The sequence below is a fragment of the Denitromonas iodatirespirans genome, from assembly GCF_018524365.1.
GTDB lineage: Bacteria > Pseudomonadota > Gammaproteobacteria > Burkholderiales > Rhodocyclaceae > Nitrogeniibacter > Nitrogeniibacter iodatirespirans.
This window is the reverse complement of sequence record NZ_JAEKFT010000025.1, coordinates 54,744-70,588: the sequence shown is the minus strand read 5'-3', so window position 1 is coordinate 70,588 and position 15,845 is coordinate 54,744. Positions and strand designations below refer to the sequence as shown.

At 69.5% G+C, this 15,845-nt stretch carries 12 protein-coding genes; 3 read left to right on the top strand and 9 right to left on the bottom strand.

Going from position 1 to position 15,845, the window contains the following annotated elements:
• A partial coding sequence (locus tag I8J34_RS24700; RefSeq protein ID WP_313798337.1) for a TAXI family TRAP transporter solute-binding subunit occupies positions 1-124 on the top strand: 124 nt, incomplete at its 5' end.
• Positions 125-209: 85 nt separating this feature from the next.
• Here I8J34_RS24700 and I8J34_RS18590 read toward each other — a convergent pair.
• From I8J34_RS18590 to I8J34_RS18550, 9 genes are all read right to left on the bottom strand, one after another.
• A complete protein-coding gene (locus tag I8J34_RS18590) occupies positions 210-623 on the bottom strand; it encodes a PilZ domain-containing protein (RefSeq protein ID WP_214363128.1) in 414 nt (137 codons plus the stop codon).
• A 65-nt stretch (positions 624-688) separates the two neighbouring features.
• On the bottom strand, positions 689-1,603 hold the full coding sequence (locus tag I8J34_RS18585; RefSeq protein ID WP_214363127.1) for a DMT family transporter: 915 nt from the start codon (positions 1,601-1,603) through the stop codon (positions 689-691).
• A 100-nt stretch (positions 1,604-1,703) separates the two neighbouring features.
• Entirely contained in the window at positions 1,704-2,492 is a 789-nt protein-coding gene (locus tag I8J34_RS18580; RefSeq protein ID WP_214363126.1) for an SDR family oxidoreductase, read from the bottom strand.
• Between the two features lie 23 nt (positions 2,493-2,515).
• Positions 2,516-3,154, bottom strand: a complete 639-nt coding sequence (locus I8J34_RS18575; protein WP_214363125.1) for a thiol:disulfide interchange protein DsbA/DsbL — start codon at positions 3,152-3,154, stop codon at positions 2,516-2,518.
• Between the two features lie 75 nt (positions 3,155-3,229).
• Positions 3,230-3,799 carry an SPOR domain-containing protein gene (locus I8J34_RS18570; RefSeq protein WP_214363124.1) on the bottom strand — a complete coding sequence of 190 codons (570 nt, stop codon included), beginning with the start codon at positions 3,797-3,799 and terminating at the stop codon, positions 3,230-3,232.
• Positions 3,800-3,820: 21 nt separating this feature from the next.
• Positions 3,821-5,554, bottom strand: coding sequence for an arginine--tRNA ligase (gene argS / locus I8J34_RS18565; RefSeq protein ID WP_214363123.1), 1,734 nt, complete (start codon positions 5,552-5,554; stop codon positions 3,821-3,823).
• 74 nt (positions 5,555-5,628) lie between these two features.
• Complete coding sequence (locus tag I8J34_RS18560) at positions 5,629-6,204, bottom strand: D-Ala-D-Ala carboxypeptidase family metallohydrolase (protein ID WP_214363122.1); 576 nt, start codon at positions 6,202-6,204, stop codon at positions 5,629-5,631.
• Positions 6,205-6,216: 12 nt separating this feature from the next.
• Positions 6,217-11,649 (bottom strand): DUF7379 domain-containing protein, encoded by a 5,433-nt coding sequence (locus I8J34_RS18555; RefSeq protein ID WP_214363121.1) that lies wholly within the window; start codon positions 11,647-11,649, stop codon positions 6,217-6,219.
• Between the two features lie 24 nt (positions 11,650-11,673).
• Positions 11,674-12,468: a caspase family protein gene (locus I8J34_RS18550; RefSeq protein WP_214363120.1), complete on the bottom strand. Its 795-nt coding sequence runs from the start codon at positions 12,466-12,468 to the stop codon at positions 11,674-11,676.
• A 172-nt stretch (positions 12,469-12,640) separates the two neighbouring features.
• Between I8J34_RS18550 and ubiB the strand changes: the two genes are divergently transcribed.
• Both ubiB and I8J34_RS18540 read left to right on the top strand, forming a co-directional pair.
• Positions 12,641-14,173, top strand: coding sequence for a ubiquinone biosynthesis regulatory protein kinase UbiB (gene ubiB / locus I8J34_RS18545; protein ID WP_214363119.1), 1,533 nt, complete (start codon positions 12,641-12,643; stop codon positions 14,171-14,173).
• A gap of 155 nt (positions 14,174-14,328) precedes the next feature.
• On the top strand, positions 14,329-15,738 hold the full coding sequence (locus I8J34_RS18540; protein ID WP_214363118.1) for a high affinity choline transporter 1: 1,410 nt from the start codon (positions 14,329-14,331) through the stop codon (positions 15,736-15,738).
• Positions 15,739-15,845 lie beyond the last annotated feature (107 nt).

Genomic DNA, 15,845 nt, shown 5'->3' with positions numbered 1-15,845 from the left:
CGACTTCAAGAAGCTGCACCCGGCCTTCGCCAACCTCAAGCAGGAAGACATGATCAAGAACGGTCTGTCGGCCCCGCTGCATGAGGGCGCGGTGAAGTACTACAAGGAAAAGGGCTGGATGTAAGCAGCCCGGGCGCGCGGCTTCGGCCGCGCCTCACCATGACACAGGGCGGCCCGCGGGCCGCCCTGTTTCGTGAGGCCGGCGCGGTTCAGACCAGCGAGGGACCGTCGACGATGGCGCGCGCTTCCTGCTCGGTCAGCGGCACGCTGGCCACTGCCGCCACATGCGCCGACAGCCATTGCACCAGAAGCTCGCGACCGTTGCCCTCGAAATGCGTCACATGGCAGCCGGCGATGCCGGTCTCGGCCGTTGCGCCGCGGATGAAATTGACCACCTGGGCCCGGCCGGTGATCGCCCCGTCGGCGCCGTCACGCGTCAGCACGAAATCGAAGGCGTGATGGCTGTCCGGCGCGGTGGACACATGCATGGAGAAGCCCTCCAGCGACACATCGCGCACCGCCGCCGTCTTGCCGTCGCATTCGAGACGGAATCCGGGTGCCGCCACCAGCGGCGTCTCGACCAGAATCCGCTGACGCTGCCGGCGCTCGTTTACATCGTTCATGACCTGTCTCCCGCGGGATTGTCTTCTGCTGGGGTCTACGGCGGCATGCCGGCGGACTTGACCCCTCAGTCCACCTCGGGCCGTCGCACCGCGCCCGGCCGGTTGGCCATGATCACGCCGGCAATCACCATTGCCCCGCCGATCAGGCTGGCGATCACCAGGCGCTCGCCCAGCAGCAGCACCGACAGCACCACCGCGAACACCGGCACCAGATTGGTGAACAAGGTCGCCCGCGCCGGGCCGATGACCGCCACCGCTTGGTTGTACCAGAAAAAGGCCACCGCCGTGCCGAACACGCCCAGGTAGGCCATGGCCACCCAGGACCAGGCATCCGGCCAAGCCAGCGCCGGCGACATCAGGTCCGACGCGGCCGGGACCAGCAGCATCAAGGTGCCCCACAGAGTGGACCAGGTGGTGGCCGAGGCCGCGCTCATGCCGGCCAGCGTATAGCGGCCGATCACGGTATAGGCCACCCAGGCCGCCACCGCGATGAAGATGTACAGCTCGCCCCGGCCGACCGCGCCGCTGAACGCGCTGGCGTAATCGCCGCGGGTGATGACCATCGACACGCCGGACAAGGACATCAGCACGCCGACCACGCGCAGCCAGGTCCAGCGCTCGTGCGCGATGAAGCGCATCACCACCATGGTCATGATCGGCGACAGCGCCACGATCAGCGCCGCCCGCGAGGCCGGGATATAGGCCAGCCCGCCGAGGAAGAAGCTGTTGTAGGTGAATACGCCGGTCGCCCCGAGCAATACGGTGCCCAGCAGCTGGCGCTTGTTGAGCCGACTCAGCCCGCCGCCGACGGTCAGCGTGAACAGGAACAGCGGCACCAGCGCAATCAGGAAACGGCCGCTGGCGGCGAGAAAATGCGGCATCTGCTGCGCCACATAGCGACCGGCGATGAAGGTGCCGCCCCAGAACGCGGTGGTCAGCACCAGCTTGAGGTAAACCGGGGTCAGCGAGGGCGTGGACATGGAGGCGAGGCCAGCGGGCGAAGCCGCTCAGGATACCCGCGCCGGCATGCCGCCGGCAGAGACGCTTTCTACCCGGCCGACCGTGACACCGCGGCGGCGCCTACAACGGCAAGCCGCGCGGCTTGCGCCCGGCTCGGGCGAACAGCCGGTCGTAGAGCGCGTCCGGCAGCCAGCCGAGCACCCGGGCGACCACGCCCATCTGCCACGGGATCACCACATGCCGGCGTCCGGCGGCGATGGCGCGCGCCATGCGCGCCGCAGCGACGTCGGCCGGCAACAAAAAGGGCATCGGATAGGGGTTGATGGCGGTCATCGGCGTGGCGATGTAGCCGGGCGAAATCGTCACCACCCGCAAGCCGCTGCCGTGCAGCTCGACCCGCAGGCTCTCCAGGTAGCGGCGCACCGCCGCCTTGGAGGCGCTGTAGGCGCCCGCGCCAGGCAGGCCGCGCACCCCGGCCACCGAAGCGATGCCGACCAGCGTGCCGGTGCCGGCCGCGCGCATCGGCGCCATGAAGGGCTGGAAGGTATGCACCATGCCGAGCACATTGGTCTGCATCACGCGGGCGAAAGCCTCGGCGTCTTCGGCATGTTCGGTCAGCGTGCCGACCGACACGCCGGCGCTGGCGATGACGATGTCCGGCACGCCGACCGCCTCGATGAACTGGGCGGCCACCGCCGCCATCGCCGCGGCATCGGCCACGTCGGCGACAAACACCCGGGCCCGGCCGCCGCACTCGGCCGCCAGCGCCGCGAGCGCCTCGCGCCGCCGCCCGGCCAGGCCGAGGATCACGTCCTGCTGCGCATAGTGGCGCGCCAGCGCGGCGCCGATGCCGCTGGAGGCACCGGTAATGAAAATGCGCCGTGGCCGGCTCGCGGCATCACGGCGCATCGTCGGGCGCTCGGCGGCGGGTATCAGCCGCGGCCCTTGGCCTTGCGGGCCTTGGCGATCAGCTCGTCGGCCACCTGCAGCGAAGCCTCGTGGCTGCCGGCCATCGAGGCGGAGGTGAGCCACTGGCCATCGATCGCCAGCGTCGGCACGCCGTTGATGCGGTAGGCGCGCGCCACCTGGTCGGCACGCTGGAGCTTGCTCTGCACGCCGAAGGACTTGTAGGCATCCATGAAGCGCTTGGCATCGACGCCCTTGCCCGCCACCCAGGCGGCCACGCCTTCCTCGGTGGTCAGCGGGGCTTTTTCGTCCTGCACCGCGACGAACACGTCGGCGTGGATTTTCTCGATATCGCCGGTCGCTTCGGCCGCGTAGTAGAGCTGGGCCAGCGCCTTGAGCTGGGGGTTGCCCCAGATCGCCGGCACCCGCACGAAAGCCACGTCGGCCGGCAGCTTGTGCACCCACTGCTCGAGCAGCGGATCGAAGTCGCGGCAGTGCGGGCAGCCGTAGTGGAAGAACTCGATCACCTCGACCTTGCTCTTGTCGGCCGTCGGCTGGGCCGGGCTGACCGGGGCGAACTTCGCGCCCTGGGCGAAGACGGGGGTGCCGATCGCGGCGCTGCCCGCCAAGGCGGCCATGTTCAGAAGCAGGTGACGTCGATTCATGTTTTCTTCCCTGATCAATGATGTGCTTCGTTCAGACGCGGGCGCCCGCGATGAGTTCCCGCGCGCCCGCGCCGGTCACGGCTTGACCCGCACCAGCGAACTTTCCATGCCGGCGCGCGCCAGCTCGGCCCGCACCGCGTTCATGTCCTCGACCCGGTTGTAGGGGCCGAGACGGACACGATGCACCGTGCCCTTGTTGGCCGACTCGCCGCGCTGCACCGAGGCTTCGACCCCCATCAGCGCCAGGCGGGCTTTGAGATTGTCGGCTTCGGTCGGGTCTTCGAAGGCGCCCACCTGCAGGTAGAAGCGCTCGGCCACCGGGGTCGGCGCCTCGACCGGTGCGACGGTGGTCGGCACGTCGGCCGCGCCGTCGCCCTTGGGCAGGATCTTGTAGAAATCGAACTGCGGCTTTTCGACCGGCCGGTCGCCGGGCTTGCCGGGCAGCACGCGCGGCGCCTGCGGGCCGGGCATCTCGGTCGGCGCGGGGACCGTCTGGTCGGCGAAGGGATTGGACCGGGTCAGGTACCAGGCCACGCCGGCGGCGAACACCGCGCCGAGCATCAGGCCGATGATGATGCCGACGAAGACGCCGCCACCGCTGCGCCGGGCCGGCGCCTTCTTGCTGGTTCTGCGATTACCGCTCACGCCATCGACTCCTCGGGCGGGTTACATGGAGCTCGGCGCGGACACGCCGAGCAGGGCCAGGCCGGTGGCCAGCACCTGGCGCACCGCGGCGGCCAGCGCCAGGCGCGCCAGCATCAGGGCTTCGTCATCGACCAGCATGCGCTCGGCGTTGTACCAGCTGTGGAATTCGCCGGCCAGGTCCTTGAGATAGAAGGCCACCTGGTGCGGCGCGTAGTCGGCCGCGGCCGACTGCACCACCTCGGCAAAAGCGGCCAGACGGGCGCACAGCGCCAGTTCGCGCTCGCCTTCGAGGCGGGCCAGCTCGGCGTCGAGCAGGTCGCGCTCGACCCCGCCCCACTGCGTCAGCACCGAGCAGATGCGGGCATGGGCGTACTGGATGTAATACACCGGGTTCTCGTTGCTCTGGCTCTTGGCCAGGTCGAGGTCGAAATCGAGGTGCTGATCGCTCTTGCGCAGCACATAGAAGAAGCGGCAGGCATCGTTGCCGACATCCTTGCGCAGGTCGCGCAGGGTGACGAACTCGCCCGAGCGGGTGGACATCGCCGCCTTCTGGCCGTTGCGATACAGCACCGCGAACTGCACCAGCGCCACTTCCAGCTTCTCGGGCGGCAGGCCGAGGGCTGCAATCGCGCCCTTGACGCGCGGGATGTAGCCGTGGTGGTCGGCGCCCCAGATGTCGATGATGCGGTCGAAACCGCGCTCGTATTTGTTGAAGTGGTAGGCGATGTCCGAGGCGAAGTAGGTGAACAGCCCGTTCTCGCGCTGCACCACGCGATCCTTCTCGTCACCGAAGGTGCTCGAGCGGAACCACTTGGCGCCGTCCTGCACATAGATGTGGCCGCGCTTTTCGAGCTCGGCCACGGCGCGATCGACCAGCCCGGTGTCGAACAGGCTCTTCTCCGAGAACCACTTGTCGAAATGCACCCCGAAGCCTTCGAGGTCTTCGCGGCAGTCGCCGAGCTGCTCGGTCAGGGCGAAGTCGTGGATCCACGGGTAATCGACGCCCAGCAGGCGCTTGGCGTTGGCGATCAGGCCGTCGAGATGGTCTTCCTTGTCGGCCTCGACCGAGCACACGCCAGAGAGCACCTGCTCGACCGTCACCTTGGCGAAGCGGTCGGTGTGCGCGTCGCGGATCTCGCGTGCCATGTCGATCACGTAGCCGCCCTGGTAGGCATTGGGCGGGAAAGGCACCTCGATGTCGAAGAAGGCCAGATAGCGCAGCCAGGTGGACAGCGCCAGGATGTCCATCTGCCGGCCGGCGTCATTCACGTAGTACTCGCGCGACACGCTGTGGCCGGCGAAATCCATCACCGCCGCCAGCGAGGCGCCGTAGGCCGCGCCACGGCCATGGCCGACATGCAGCGGGCCGGTGGGGTTGGCCGAGACGAACTCGATCTGCACCTTGGTGCCGCTCGGCGCCCCGCGGCCGAAGCGCTCGCCCTGGGCCAGCACGGTGCCGACCACGGTGGTCTTGGCATCGGCGGCGAGGGTGAAGTTGATGAAGCCGGCGCCGGCCACCTCGACCTTGGCCACCTGCCCCGAGGCGGGCAGCTCGGCCAGCAGCAGCGCGGCCAGATCGCGCGGGCTGCGGCGCATCGGCTTGGCCAGTTGCAGCGCGAGGTTGGAGGAGAAGTCGCCATGGCTGGCCTGCTTCGGGCGCTCGAGCACGATCGGCGCATCGGCCTGGTCGGGCGCGACGCTCTTCAGCGCCTGGCGCAGCAAGTCGGCAATCAGGGTTTTCGGGTCGGCGCTCATGGGCACGAATCAGGCTGGAAAACCGCGCATTATACAAGAAGCGCCGCCGTCCTCCGGCATGCCGACGGCAGGGATCAGGCCACCGATGCGCGCAGCCCCTCCACATAGATCATCCGCCCCGAGCCGGGGTCGCGGATGTAGCTCAGCTCGGCGCGCCGGTTCGCGCCCGCGCCGGGCGGCTTGAGCGAGACGTGCACCCAGCCCGAATTGGGCCCCCGGCGCGGGTCGTAGCACTCGCAGATGACCTGGTCGAAAGCCGTCAGGTGTTTGACCACCCAGCGCGCCAGCTCGAGCGTTGCCATGCCGGGGATCTCGATGTCGCAGGCCGCGCCGGCGGTGTGCTGGCTGGTGCTGATCCAGCTCGCCGGCCGCTGCTTGAGCGCGCGCTCCAGTGCCTGCGAGCGGAACACGCTATTGGGCGTGAACGGGCCGAAGGCGTCACGCACCGGCTGCAGCACCTGGCGCGCCAGATGCACCGCCGCCTGCAGCTGGGCATCGGTCTCGAAAAAGTTGTCGATGCCGCGCCGCTCGGCCAGCTCGGAGCGGGTCAGCTCGTAGAGCCGGAAATTGGCGCTCACCGTGTCGCGTGGCGCCACGGCATCCAGATGGAAGTCCTCGACCGGCGTTTCGCTGCGATCCGTGGTGCTCATCAATCCCTCCACTCACAAGACCGCGCGGATGGCGGTGATGGCATCGCGCACCGGCTTGCGCGTGCCCTCGCACAAGGCCACCAGGAAATCCAGATGCTCCTGCAAGGTGGCCCGCTGGCGCGGGCTGGCGCCGCGGGCCAGTGCCCGCCGGTAGAGCCCGCCCACTTCGTCGGCCCCGCGGCGTGCTGCCCGTGCATTGGGGGCGCTGGCGATCAGCCGCACCAGCGCGCAATCGGCCTCGCTGGCCGCGTCCCAGAAATTGGGATTGGCCGCGTTGTTGGCGCGCGCTACCTCGATCATGGCCTCGCATTCTTCGAGCAGCTGGGCATTGCTCGCCCCCGGGGTGCCGCCAAGGGCGAGGGCCAGCACCTCGGCCAGCGCCCAGTTGGTGAAGCCATAGATCGAGCGCCCCTTGCCCGCCGTCTCCATCGCCAGACGGTAGTAGTTGCCCATGTTGATCAGCGCTTCGAGCCGCGGCGCGGGCGCCACCTGCAGCCAGGCCAGGCGCTTGCAGGCGCTGCCGAGCAGGGTGTAGCGCTCCTCGGTCGGCGCACGGCGGCAGATCAGGTCCAGCTCGGCGATGGCCTCTTCGATCTGCGTCACCAGCGCGGCACGACGCCCCTCGTCGGCCTCCGACGACGCGCGCAGCTGCAACCAGGCCTGGCCGGCCAGGCGCACCTTGAAGTTGGCACACTGCTCGACCGCCCGCACCGGGCAGTCGCCTACGTCGGCGCCGAGCGCCCGGTTGAGCCACTCGACCGCCTCGGCGAAGGCGCCGGTCTCGCCCCAGGCGAAGCCGATGGCGGCGGCCACGTCGGCGCGCGCCAGCCAGCGCTCGGACAGCGCCTGCGGCACCCGCCCGAGAATGGCGGGAATGCCCTCGCGCAGGCGCGCCAGCTCGGCCGCATCGTCGCCATGGCGCCGCACCTGCATCTGCACCCACTGCACATGGTTCTCGAGCGCCACCACCAGCTCGGACGGCGCGTAGAACGGACTCATGGCCCGCGGCGTGGTGACGCCGGCCTGGCCGCGCAGGTGATAGCTCGGGTCGCCATAGCACTGGTAGGCGCCCCAGGTGTTGATGCCGGGGAAGCTCGACCACGCCTCCTCGCGCGCCGCGCGCACCGACTCGCCGAAGGCCTGCCCGGCCAGCAGATGCTTGTAGAAGCTGGCGGCGAAGGCGTTGGCCGCCGCATCGTCCACCGCCCAGCCGGCGGCCACCACCGCCTTGACGCCCATGCGCACGAACTGCACCGCCAGGTTGGCGGCCAGCAGGTTGAAGCGTGCCGACTCGCCGGCGCCGGTCTTGCCCAGGTGGCAGCAGTTGATGAACACCAGCTCGGGCACCCAGCGCATCTGCTCCACATCGCCCGGCGTGAGCACCGCATCGCGACCGATCACCATGCCCGACACCGCGCGGCCGTTGGCGCAGCTCATCTCGTGCACCCCGTGGCCCGCCAGATGCAGAATGCGCCAGGCGTCGCGATGCACGCCGGCGAGGATCGCGTCGGCCCGCTCGTCGATGCTCTCGCGCACCTCGAAGCCGCCGCCGCGCAGCATGCTGACCACCGTCTCGGCCTCCTGGCGGGCGCCCGGCAGGTCGGCGAAACCGGCCCAGCCGTCGAGGTCCGGGTTGCCCACCACCAGCGCCTTGGCATGCGGCGCATGGGCCGGCTGGGCGCGGAACTGCGCGGCCTTGAGCTGGCGCACCAGCCCGGCGGCCACCGCCGGCGGGCGGTCGCCCACGCTCCAGCGGTTCTCCAGCAGCTCCCACGGATAGCGCGCCGAGCGCTCGTCGACCAGCACCACCATGTGGCTCTGGCGCGGCGCCATCTCCTTGAGCCGGTTGGGCAGCAGCATCTCGAACAAGGTCTTGGCGATTTCGCTGTTGGCCGCCGGCGAGGCCGAGGCCTGGGCGATGAAGGCATCGGCCAGGGCCAGTTGCCCGGCCATCAGGGTCTCCTCGGCGCGCGCACGGTCGGTAGCGAAGATGAAGCGCAAGGCCTCGCGGCCGGGCTCCTCGACGATCTCCAGCCGGTGCCACCAGTCGGGCAGCTCGTCGCAGCGCACCCGGCGCCGACGCCCCTCGCCCAATTGGATGTCGCGGCTCGCCCAGCGCACCCGGGCGGCCAACTCGCCGTCGCGCAGGCAGTTTTCGAGGCCTTCGGCGGCCGAGATGGCCACATCCTCGAACACCTCGATGAATTCCACCGCATCGATCACCACCCGGTTCTCCAGCCCCTGCGCCACCAGCGCGGCGCTGGCGGCCACCGCGCCGCGCAGGATGGCGTCCACCGAGGTGCCGACCGGCATGCCGCCGGCGCCGGAGCCGACCAGCAGGCAGCTGACCGCCGCCGAGCGCGGCGCCGAGGCCGGGCCAAAGCGGATGTCGTCGGGCCACTGCGCGACTTGCAGCGCGAAGTCGATCAAGGCGCTGCGCACGCCGGCTTCGAGCAGGCCCGGCGACAACTCGCCGACCAGCCCCAGACCGAGCACGATCGCGCCGGCCGGCTTGTGCTCGGGCACCTCGTTGAAAAACAGCGCGTGGGTGCCATTGGCCGCCGGATACATGCCCAGGTTGAGCCGCTGCGACAGCGCCCCGCCGAGCCGGTGGTTGACCGCCGCCTCGGCGCTGACGATGGTGTCGCCGGCATAGTGCCCGACCAGCACCGGGTAGCGCGCATAGGCCAGATCGCCATGGCGGATGCTGACCGCCAGCGTCGGCACTGCCGCGGCGGCGGTCCCGATCACCACCGGTCCTCCCGGACCGAAGCCCAGGGTGCGCACCGCGGCCTCGTCGGGGAAGTCGTCGGTGAAGGGCGCCTCGGGCATCGGGAAGCGCGCCGGCACCGTCTCGCCGGCCCGCGCCCGCGCCGGCGGGGTGGCCGGCAGGCGGGTGGTGGTGCCGGTCATGAGCAGGTCGAGCAGACCGGGGAAGGCGCGCTTTTGCGTGCACAGCGCGTCATGGGCGGTGTCTTCGACATACCACACCGGCACGCCGGGCAGGCGGCCCGAGGCCCAGGTGACGGTGCCATCGCCCTCCGCGGTGGCCTCGAAGGCCAGTTTGCGCTCGCTCGCCGGCTCCCATTCGTTGACCGGCACCACCTGGTAGTCGGCCACCGTCGCCGGCTGGCAGCCGGCCAGGTAGATCATGTGGCGCGGGTCGGGCGGCGCATCGATGAGGCGCCGCCAGGTCTCGCGCGCGCTGCGCAGCGCGGCCGCATCGGCCAGCGGCCACACCGCCGACATCTCGGCCTTGAGCGCCTTCCACAGGGCCGGATCGGCAAAATCGCGGTCGGCCGGATCGAAGGGCAGCAACTCGAGCAAGCCGGCGTAGTCGCGCACGATCTCGGTGATGCCGGTGACGGTCTGGGTGAAGTCGAGCAGCGCCAGTTTCTGCTGGGTGGGGTTGCAGCCGGTGAGCCAGCGCACCGCCTCGTGCGAGCCGAGGTTCGGCGTGCCGAGCATCACGAAGCGGCTGTTGGGCAAGGCGGTGATGCGCTGCCAGGCGGCTGTGCCTGCGCCGCCGTCGGCGATCATGGCGCGCACCACCAGGCCGCCCATCGAGTGCGCCACCAGATGCACCGGCTGGCCGCAGGCTTCCATCTCGGGCAGCCAGTCGGTCAGCGCTTCGGCCAGGCGCGCCGCGGCCGCAGTGACCGACTGGCGCCAGTCGTAGGGGAAGATCTCGACCCGGTGGCTGCGCGCCAGGAATTCGACCATCGGGCCGTAGAAATCGCCGACCAGATCGATCGGCTCGACATCCGGCTGGCCCATGCGCAGGCGCTTGAGTTGGCCGCGCAGCAGGCGCCAGTAGTCCACCCACACCGTCTCGCCGCGCTGCTGCAGCACGCTGCCCATGGTGCCGGGCAGCACCACCGCCAGCGGCCGCGGCGCACCACCGGCACGGCTGCGGCGCAGCGCCTCGCGCCAGCGTGGCGCCTCGTGCGGCGCGGTGGCGATGGGCAGGAAACCGCCGTCGCTGCCCTCCGGCCGGGTCAGCCCGTGGCCCAGCCATTTGACGGAGGTCTCGTTGGTGAAATAGCGGAAGTGATTGACCTCGCCACCGGCGTCGCGCAGGTAGCGCGCAGCGCCCTCGGGCCGGCGCAGGCCGCCGAGCATGGAGCCGGTGTTCACCACCAGGTCGTGGTCGGCGCCATAGAACCAGTCGGTGGCCAGGAGCTTGATCTGCTGCCACAGCGAATCGCCCTCGATGTCGCCGGCGATCACCGACAGATCGGCAGTCACGGTGAGATCGGGCGACTGCAGCAGGCGGGTCAGGGCCGAGCCGGGCATCATCGCTTCGAGGCCTGGCAGGGTGCGCGGGTCGGTGCGCGCCTTGACCACCGCCAGCAGGAAGTCGAGCGCCTCGCCCAGCATGCTGCCGCCAGCCAGGAAGTCGAGCACCGACAGCCAGCGGTCGAGCCGCCCGGCCGCCAGCGTGGTGCCGCGCGCCGGACAGGCCACCCGCACGAAACGGCTGACACGCAGCTGCTTGGCGTCGAGCTCGGCGATCAGCGCCTTGAGGGCCTTGCGATCGGCGTCATAGGCGGCATCGCGCGCCTTGGCCGCCTCGCCGTCGAGCGAGGACAGGCCGAGCTGCTCGGCCATGGTGCGGTCGGCGGCGAACAAGGTGTCGAGCAGCGCACCATCGAGCGGATCGGTATCGCGATCGCGCATGCCCAGGCACATCAGTTCGCCGACCAGCCCGCCGCGCGAATGGCTCACCAGGTGCAGTTCGGCGCCGGCCGGCAGGGCGCGGGCCAGCGCCAGCGCGTTGGCCACCGGGCTTTCGGTCAGAGTGCGGTGCTCGAGCGCGAAGACACGCTCGCCATAGCGCTCGGCCAGCCGCGTGCGCAGGGCCGCGCCGGCGCTGTTGTCCTTCTCCCACAGCGCGCCGAAACTGCCGGTGGTGCTCGAGCCGGTGCCATGCAGGAAGACCAGCGCCGCGCCGCCGCCCGGCGCGACCGTGTCGGCCGGCTGCAGGTCGGGGCTGGCGCCGAGCGATACCCGGTAAAGACCCGGTGCGCCATGCAGCTTGCGATCCTCCAGCACTTCGCCCAGCTTGGCGACGACCACGCCCTTGAGATCGATGCCGAAGGCCTCCAGCACCCGCACGCCGAGGCCCACCCAGCCGCGCGAGGCGCCGCCGCCGGCATGGCCGGGTCGCGGACCGAAGTCGAGTTGCCAGGCCGCCTCGCCGTCGCGCCCGACGCTTTTCTTGCCGCGCTCTTGCAGCAGGTCGTCGGCCCGCGACCACAGCACGAAGCCGTTTTCCAGCTCGACCCGCAGCACCGCGTCGGCGTCGATCTCGACGGCGGTCTCGCCGCCGCGGGCCGCGCCCGGCGTGATGCGCCGGGCCGAGGTCACGTCGATTTGCTCGGTGCGCGGCGCGCGGGCAGCGGCGCTGGCGCCGGTGAGACGAATGCGGGCGTCGGTGGGCATGGGCAATTCCTTGGTGGGCGGGGGTCAGGTGAACAATTCGAAATGGCGGGCGGAGCGCGAGCCGAAGATCTGGGGGGACTGCGGCAGGCGGGTGGAGGGCAGGTAGTGGCGGATGGCGCGGAACCACTGCTGGTAGCTGGCGCCGGGCAGCAAGGTGTGCAAGGTCTTGATGGCGTAGTAGGTGAAGGCGCCGTTGGGGCGGCCGCGGAACTGGGTGTCCCAGCTGAACTCGGTGTCGCGGCAGCCGGCCAGCAGCAGGTCGCCGCCGGTGCGCGTCATGCCGCCCATCAGCGCCGCGGGCCGGCCGCGGCAGGCGGCCAGCTCGGCCAGGCTCATCCAGCTGGCCGGCGGCAGGAAGCGGGCGCGCGGCAAGGCGGGGTCGAGGTCGGCCTCGTCGCCACGGGTGACCGAGCCGGAGTGGCAGCTGTCGGAGATGAGCACCACGCGCACGCCGGCCGGGCGCTGGTCGAAGAGCGCGTGCAGGTCGTCGTCGAGCAGCATCTTGCCGTCGCCGATGTCGTGCGGGCACAGCGCCTCGTCGCGCCCGTCGGACTCGTCGCCGGAGCGGTCCGGCACCCAGGTGCCGTGGCCCGAGTAGGTGATGATGACGGTGTCACCAGCGCTGGCACCGGCCACGCGGTCGCCGATATGGGCCACCATCGCGTCGCGGGTGGCGGCGGCGTCGAGCAGCGTGGACACCTCGTAACCCTGGGCGCCGAGCACGGCGCCCCAGTCGCGGGCGTCGTTCACGCAGCCGGCGAGGTCGCCGTCGGTGCCGGGGTAGTCGTTGATGCCGATGGTCAGTGCACGCTTGCTCATGGGGCACCTCAGAAGGCACGGGGGCAGCCGGCGAGCGCCGGCCGACGCCATGACGATGGCTTCTTCTGATTAAAGCATGTGGTCACCCGAGAGCAAGCCCGGCCTGCGCCGGTGCGCCCCTGCCGCGGCGTTTGGGGCACAATTGCGCTTTTGCTTTCGCTGGCCTCCCCCCGTGCGTCTGTTGCGTCTCGCCAAAATCGTCGTGGTCAGCCTGCGTTTCGGGCTGGATCGCATGGTGCTCACCGCCGACCGCAGCGGCCAGCTGGTGCGCCTGTGGCGCATCCTCTTCTTCTGGCGTCGCTTCTCCGAGCCGCGCGCGGTCAGGCTGCGCCTGGCGCTCGAATCGCTCGGCCCGATCTTCGTCAAGTTCGGCCAGATGCTGTCCACCCGGCGCGATCTGCTGCCGCTGGACATCGCCGAAGAGCTGGCGCTCTTGCAGGATCGCGTGCCGCCCTTCCCCAGCGACGAAGCCATCGCCGTCATCGAAAAGCTCTACGGCCGGCCGGTCGACGAGGTGTTTGCCGAGTTCGAGCGCACGCCGGTGGCCTCGGCCTCGGTGGCGCAGGTGCATTTCGCCCGCCTGCAGGACGGCACCGAGGTGGCGATCAAGGTGCTGCGCCCGGGCATCGACCGTGTCATCGCCCACGACATGGCCCTGCTCGATGCCGGCGCCACGCTGCTCGACCGTCTGTGGCCCGAGGGCCGGCGGCTCAAGCCGCGCGAGGTGGTGGCCGAGTTCGCCAAGCATCTGCGCGACGAGCTCGACCTGATGCGCGAGGCCTCCAACTGCTCGCAACTGCGGCGCAACTTCACCGACTCCAAACTGCTGGTGGTGCCCGAGGTGTATTGGGACTACTGCGGCAAGTCGGTGATGGTGATGGAGCGCATGCACGGCGTGCCAATCTCGCGCACCCAGGTGGTGCAGGCCCAGGGCACCGATCTGTCGGCCTTGTCGCGCGCGGGGGTGGAGATCTTCTTCACCCAGGTGTTCCGCGACGGTTTCTTCCATGCCGACATGCATCCGGGCAACATCTTCGTGGCCGCCGACGGGCGCTATATCGCGCTCGATTTCGGCATCATGGGTACGCTCACCGATGTCGACAAGAACTACCTGGCGCAGAACTTCCTGGCCTTCTTCCAGCGCGACTACAAGCGCGTCGCCCAGGCCCATATCGACGCCGGCTGGGTGCCGGCCCACACCCGGGTGGACGAGTTCGAATCGGCGATCCGCGCGGTGTGCGAACCGATCTTCGACAAGCCGCTGAAAGACATCTCCTTCGGCAAGACGCTGCTGCGCCTGTTCCAGACCGCGCGCCGCTTCGAGATGGAAGTGCAGCCCCAGCTGGTGCTGCTGCAGAAGACTCTGCTCAACATCGAGGGCCTGGGCCGCCAGCTCGATCCGGACCTGGATCTGTGGACCACCGCCAAGCCCTTCCTGGAGCGCTGGATGGGCAATCAGGTCGGTGCGCGCGCGCTGCTGCGCCACATCAAGGAAGAGGCGCCCTACTGGGCCGCCACGCTGCCGCAATTGCCGCGCCTGGTGCATCAGGCGCTGAGTTCGCCGGACCGCCTCGAAGCGACCCGCCTCGACATGATCCGGCTGGCCCGCGCCCAGCGCCGCCAGACGCTGATGCTGACCCTCATCGGCGGCCTGCTCGCCGGGGTGCTGGCGCTCGAGCTGTGGCGGCTGCTCGGCGGCGGATGATTCCCGCATGATCTCCAACGATCCCGGCATGATCCCGTAAAATTTCCGCCCCCCGGGCGGAACATCGTTGCTAAAATCGCGCCGAAAAAACGCGGGCCGATCGCGAGGGACGCCGGCCTCCTTACTCATCTGCATTCCTCCTGGAGCCCACCGCCATGCTGCTCTGGCTTGTCGCTGCCTACCTCGCCCTTTCCATCGGTATCGGTATTGCCGCCGCGACGAAGGTGCACAACGCCCGCGACTACATCGTCGCCGGCCGCCATCTGCCTCTCTACATCGTCGTCGCCATGGTCTTCGCCACCTGGTTCGGCGCCGAAACGGTGCTCGGCATCTCCGCCACCTTTCTCGAAGAAGGTTTTCACGGGCTGATCTCCGACCCACTCGGCGCCTCGCTGTGCCTGGTGCTGTTCGGCCTGTTCTTCGCCCGTCGCCTGTACCGCCAGAATCTGCTCACGCTGGGCGACTTCTTCCGCAAGCGCTACAACCGCACCACCGAGCTGATCCTGTCGATGTGCATCGTGGTCTCCTACCTGGGCTGGGTGTCGGCACAGATCACTGCACTCGGGCTGGTGTTCAACGTCCTCACCGAAGGCAGCATCAGCATGAATCAGGGCATGATGATCGGCGCCACCGTGGTGCTGCTCTACACCCTGTTCGGCGGCATGTGGTCGGTGGCCATCACCACCTTCGTGCAGATGGTTGTCATCGTCCTCGGCCTGTTCTACATCGCCTGGGAGGTGTCGGATCTGGCCGGCGGCGCGGGCAAGGTGATCAGCCATGCGGCGGCGGCCGGCAAGTTCGAGTGGCTGCCCGAGGCCAACATCGGCGCCATCATCGCCTGGGTGGCCACGCTGCTGACCATGGCCTTCGGCTCGATTCCGCAGCAGGACGTGTTCCAGCGCGCCAACTCGGCCCGCAACGAGCGCATCGCCGTCAATGGCACGGTGCTCGGCGGCATCGCCTACTTCCTGTTCGCCGCCATTCCCCTGTTCCTGGCCTACTCCGCGACGCAGATCGACCCGTCGCTGGTGGCCCGCTACATGGAAGAAGATTCGCAGCTGATCCTGCCCAACCTGATCCTCAACCACCTGCCTTTCGGCGCCCAGGTGATCTTCTTCGGCGCTCTGCTGTCGGTCATCATGAGTACCGCCTCCGGCACGCTGCTGGCGCCGTCGGTGACCTTCTCCGAGAACATCCTGCGCGGCTTCCTGCCCAGCCTCAGCGACCGCGCCTTCCTGATGCTGACGCGGATCACCGTGGTGGTATTCACCGTGATCGTCACCGGTTATGCCATGCAGACCGAAAGCACGATCCACGAAATGGTCGAAAACGCCTACAAGGTGACGCTGGCCGCCGCTTTCGTGCCGCTCGCCGCCGGCCTCTACTGGCGCCGCGCCAACAACCTCGGCGCCGCCCTGGCCATCGTCTTCGGCCTGACGGCGTGGATCGCCCTCGAGTTCATCGCCCCCGAAGGCATCGTGCCGCCGCAACTGGCCGGCCTGTGCGTCAGCGCCGTCGGCATGCTCATCGGCGGCCTTGCCGGGCGCCAGCCTCAATACCGCTGAACGCATTGGCGCGGACTGGCGACCGGTCCGCGCCATCGTCAACATTCTTTACACTTCTCGAAATCGCACGCAGGCGACAGCCTGTAACCCGTTGAAAAACGGGTGTT

What these genes read in the sequence shown, in the direction of transcription:
- I8J34_RS18540 (WP_214363118.1), top strand. Translation starts at nt 14,329, where the DNA reads ATGCTGCTCTGGCTTGTCGCTGCCTACCTCGCCCTTTCCATCGGTATC.
- I8J34_RS18550 (WP_214363120.1), bottom strand. Translation starts at nt 12,468, where the DNA reads ATGAGCAAGCGTGCACTGACCATCGGCATCAACGACTACCCCGGCACC.
- argS (WP_214363123.1), bottom strand. Translation starts at nt 5,554, where the DNA reads ATGAGCGCCGACCCGAAAACCCTGATTGCCGACTTGCTGCGCCAGGCG.
- I8J34_RS18580 (WP_214363126.1), bottom strand. Translation starts at nt 2,492, where the DNA reads ATGCGCCGTGATGCCGCGAGCCGGCCACGGCGCATTTTCATTACCGGT.
- I8J34_RS18585 (WP_214363127.1), bottom strand. Translation starts at nt 1,603, where the DNA reads ATGTCCACGCCCTCGCTGACCCCGGTTTACCTCAAGCTGGTGCTGACC.
- I8J34_RS18555 (WP_214363121.1), bottom strand. Translation starts at nt 11,649, where the DNA reads ATGCCCACCGACGCCCGCATTCGTCTCACCGGCGCCAGCGCCGCTGCC.
- I8J34_RS18590 (WP_214363128.1), bottom strand. Translation starts at nt 623, where the DNA reads ATGAACGATGTAAACGAGCGCCGGCAGCGTCAGCGGATTCTGGTCGAG.
- I8J34_RS18560 (WP_214363122.1), bottom strand. Translation starts at nt 6,204, where the DNA reads ATGAGCACCACGGATCGCAGCGAAACGCCGGTCGAGGACTTCCATCTG.
- I8J34_RS18575 (WP_214363125.1), bottom strand. Translation starts at nt 3,154, where the DNA reads ATGAATCGACGTCACCTGCTTCTGAACATGGCCGCCTTGGCGGGCAGC.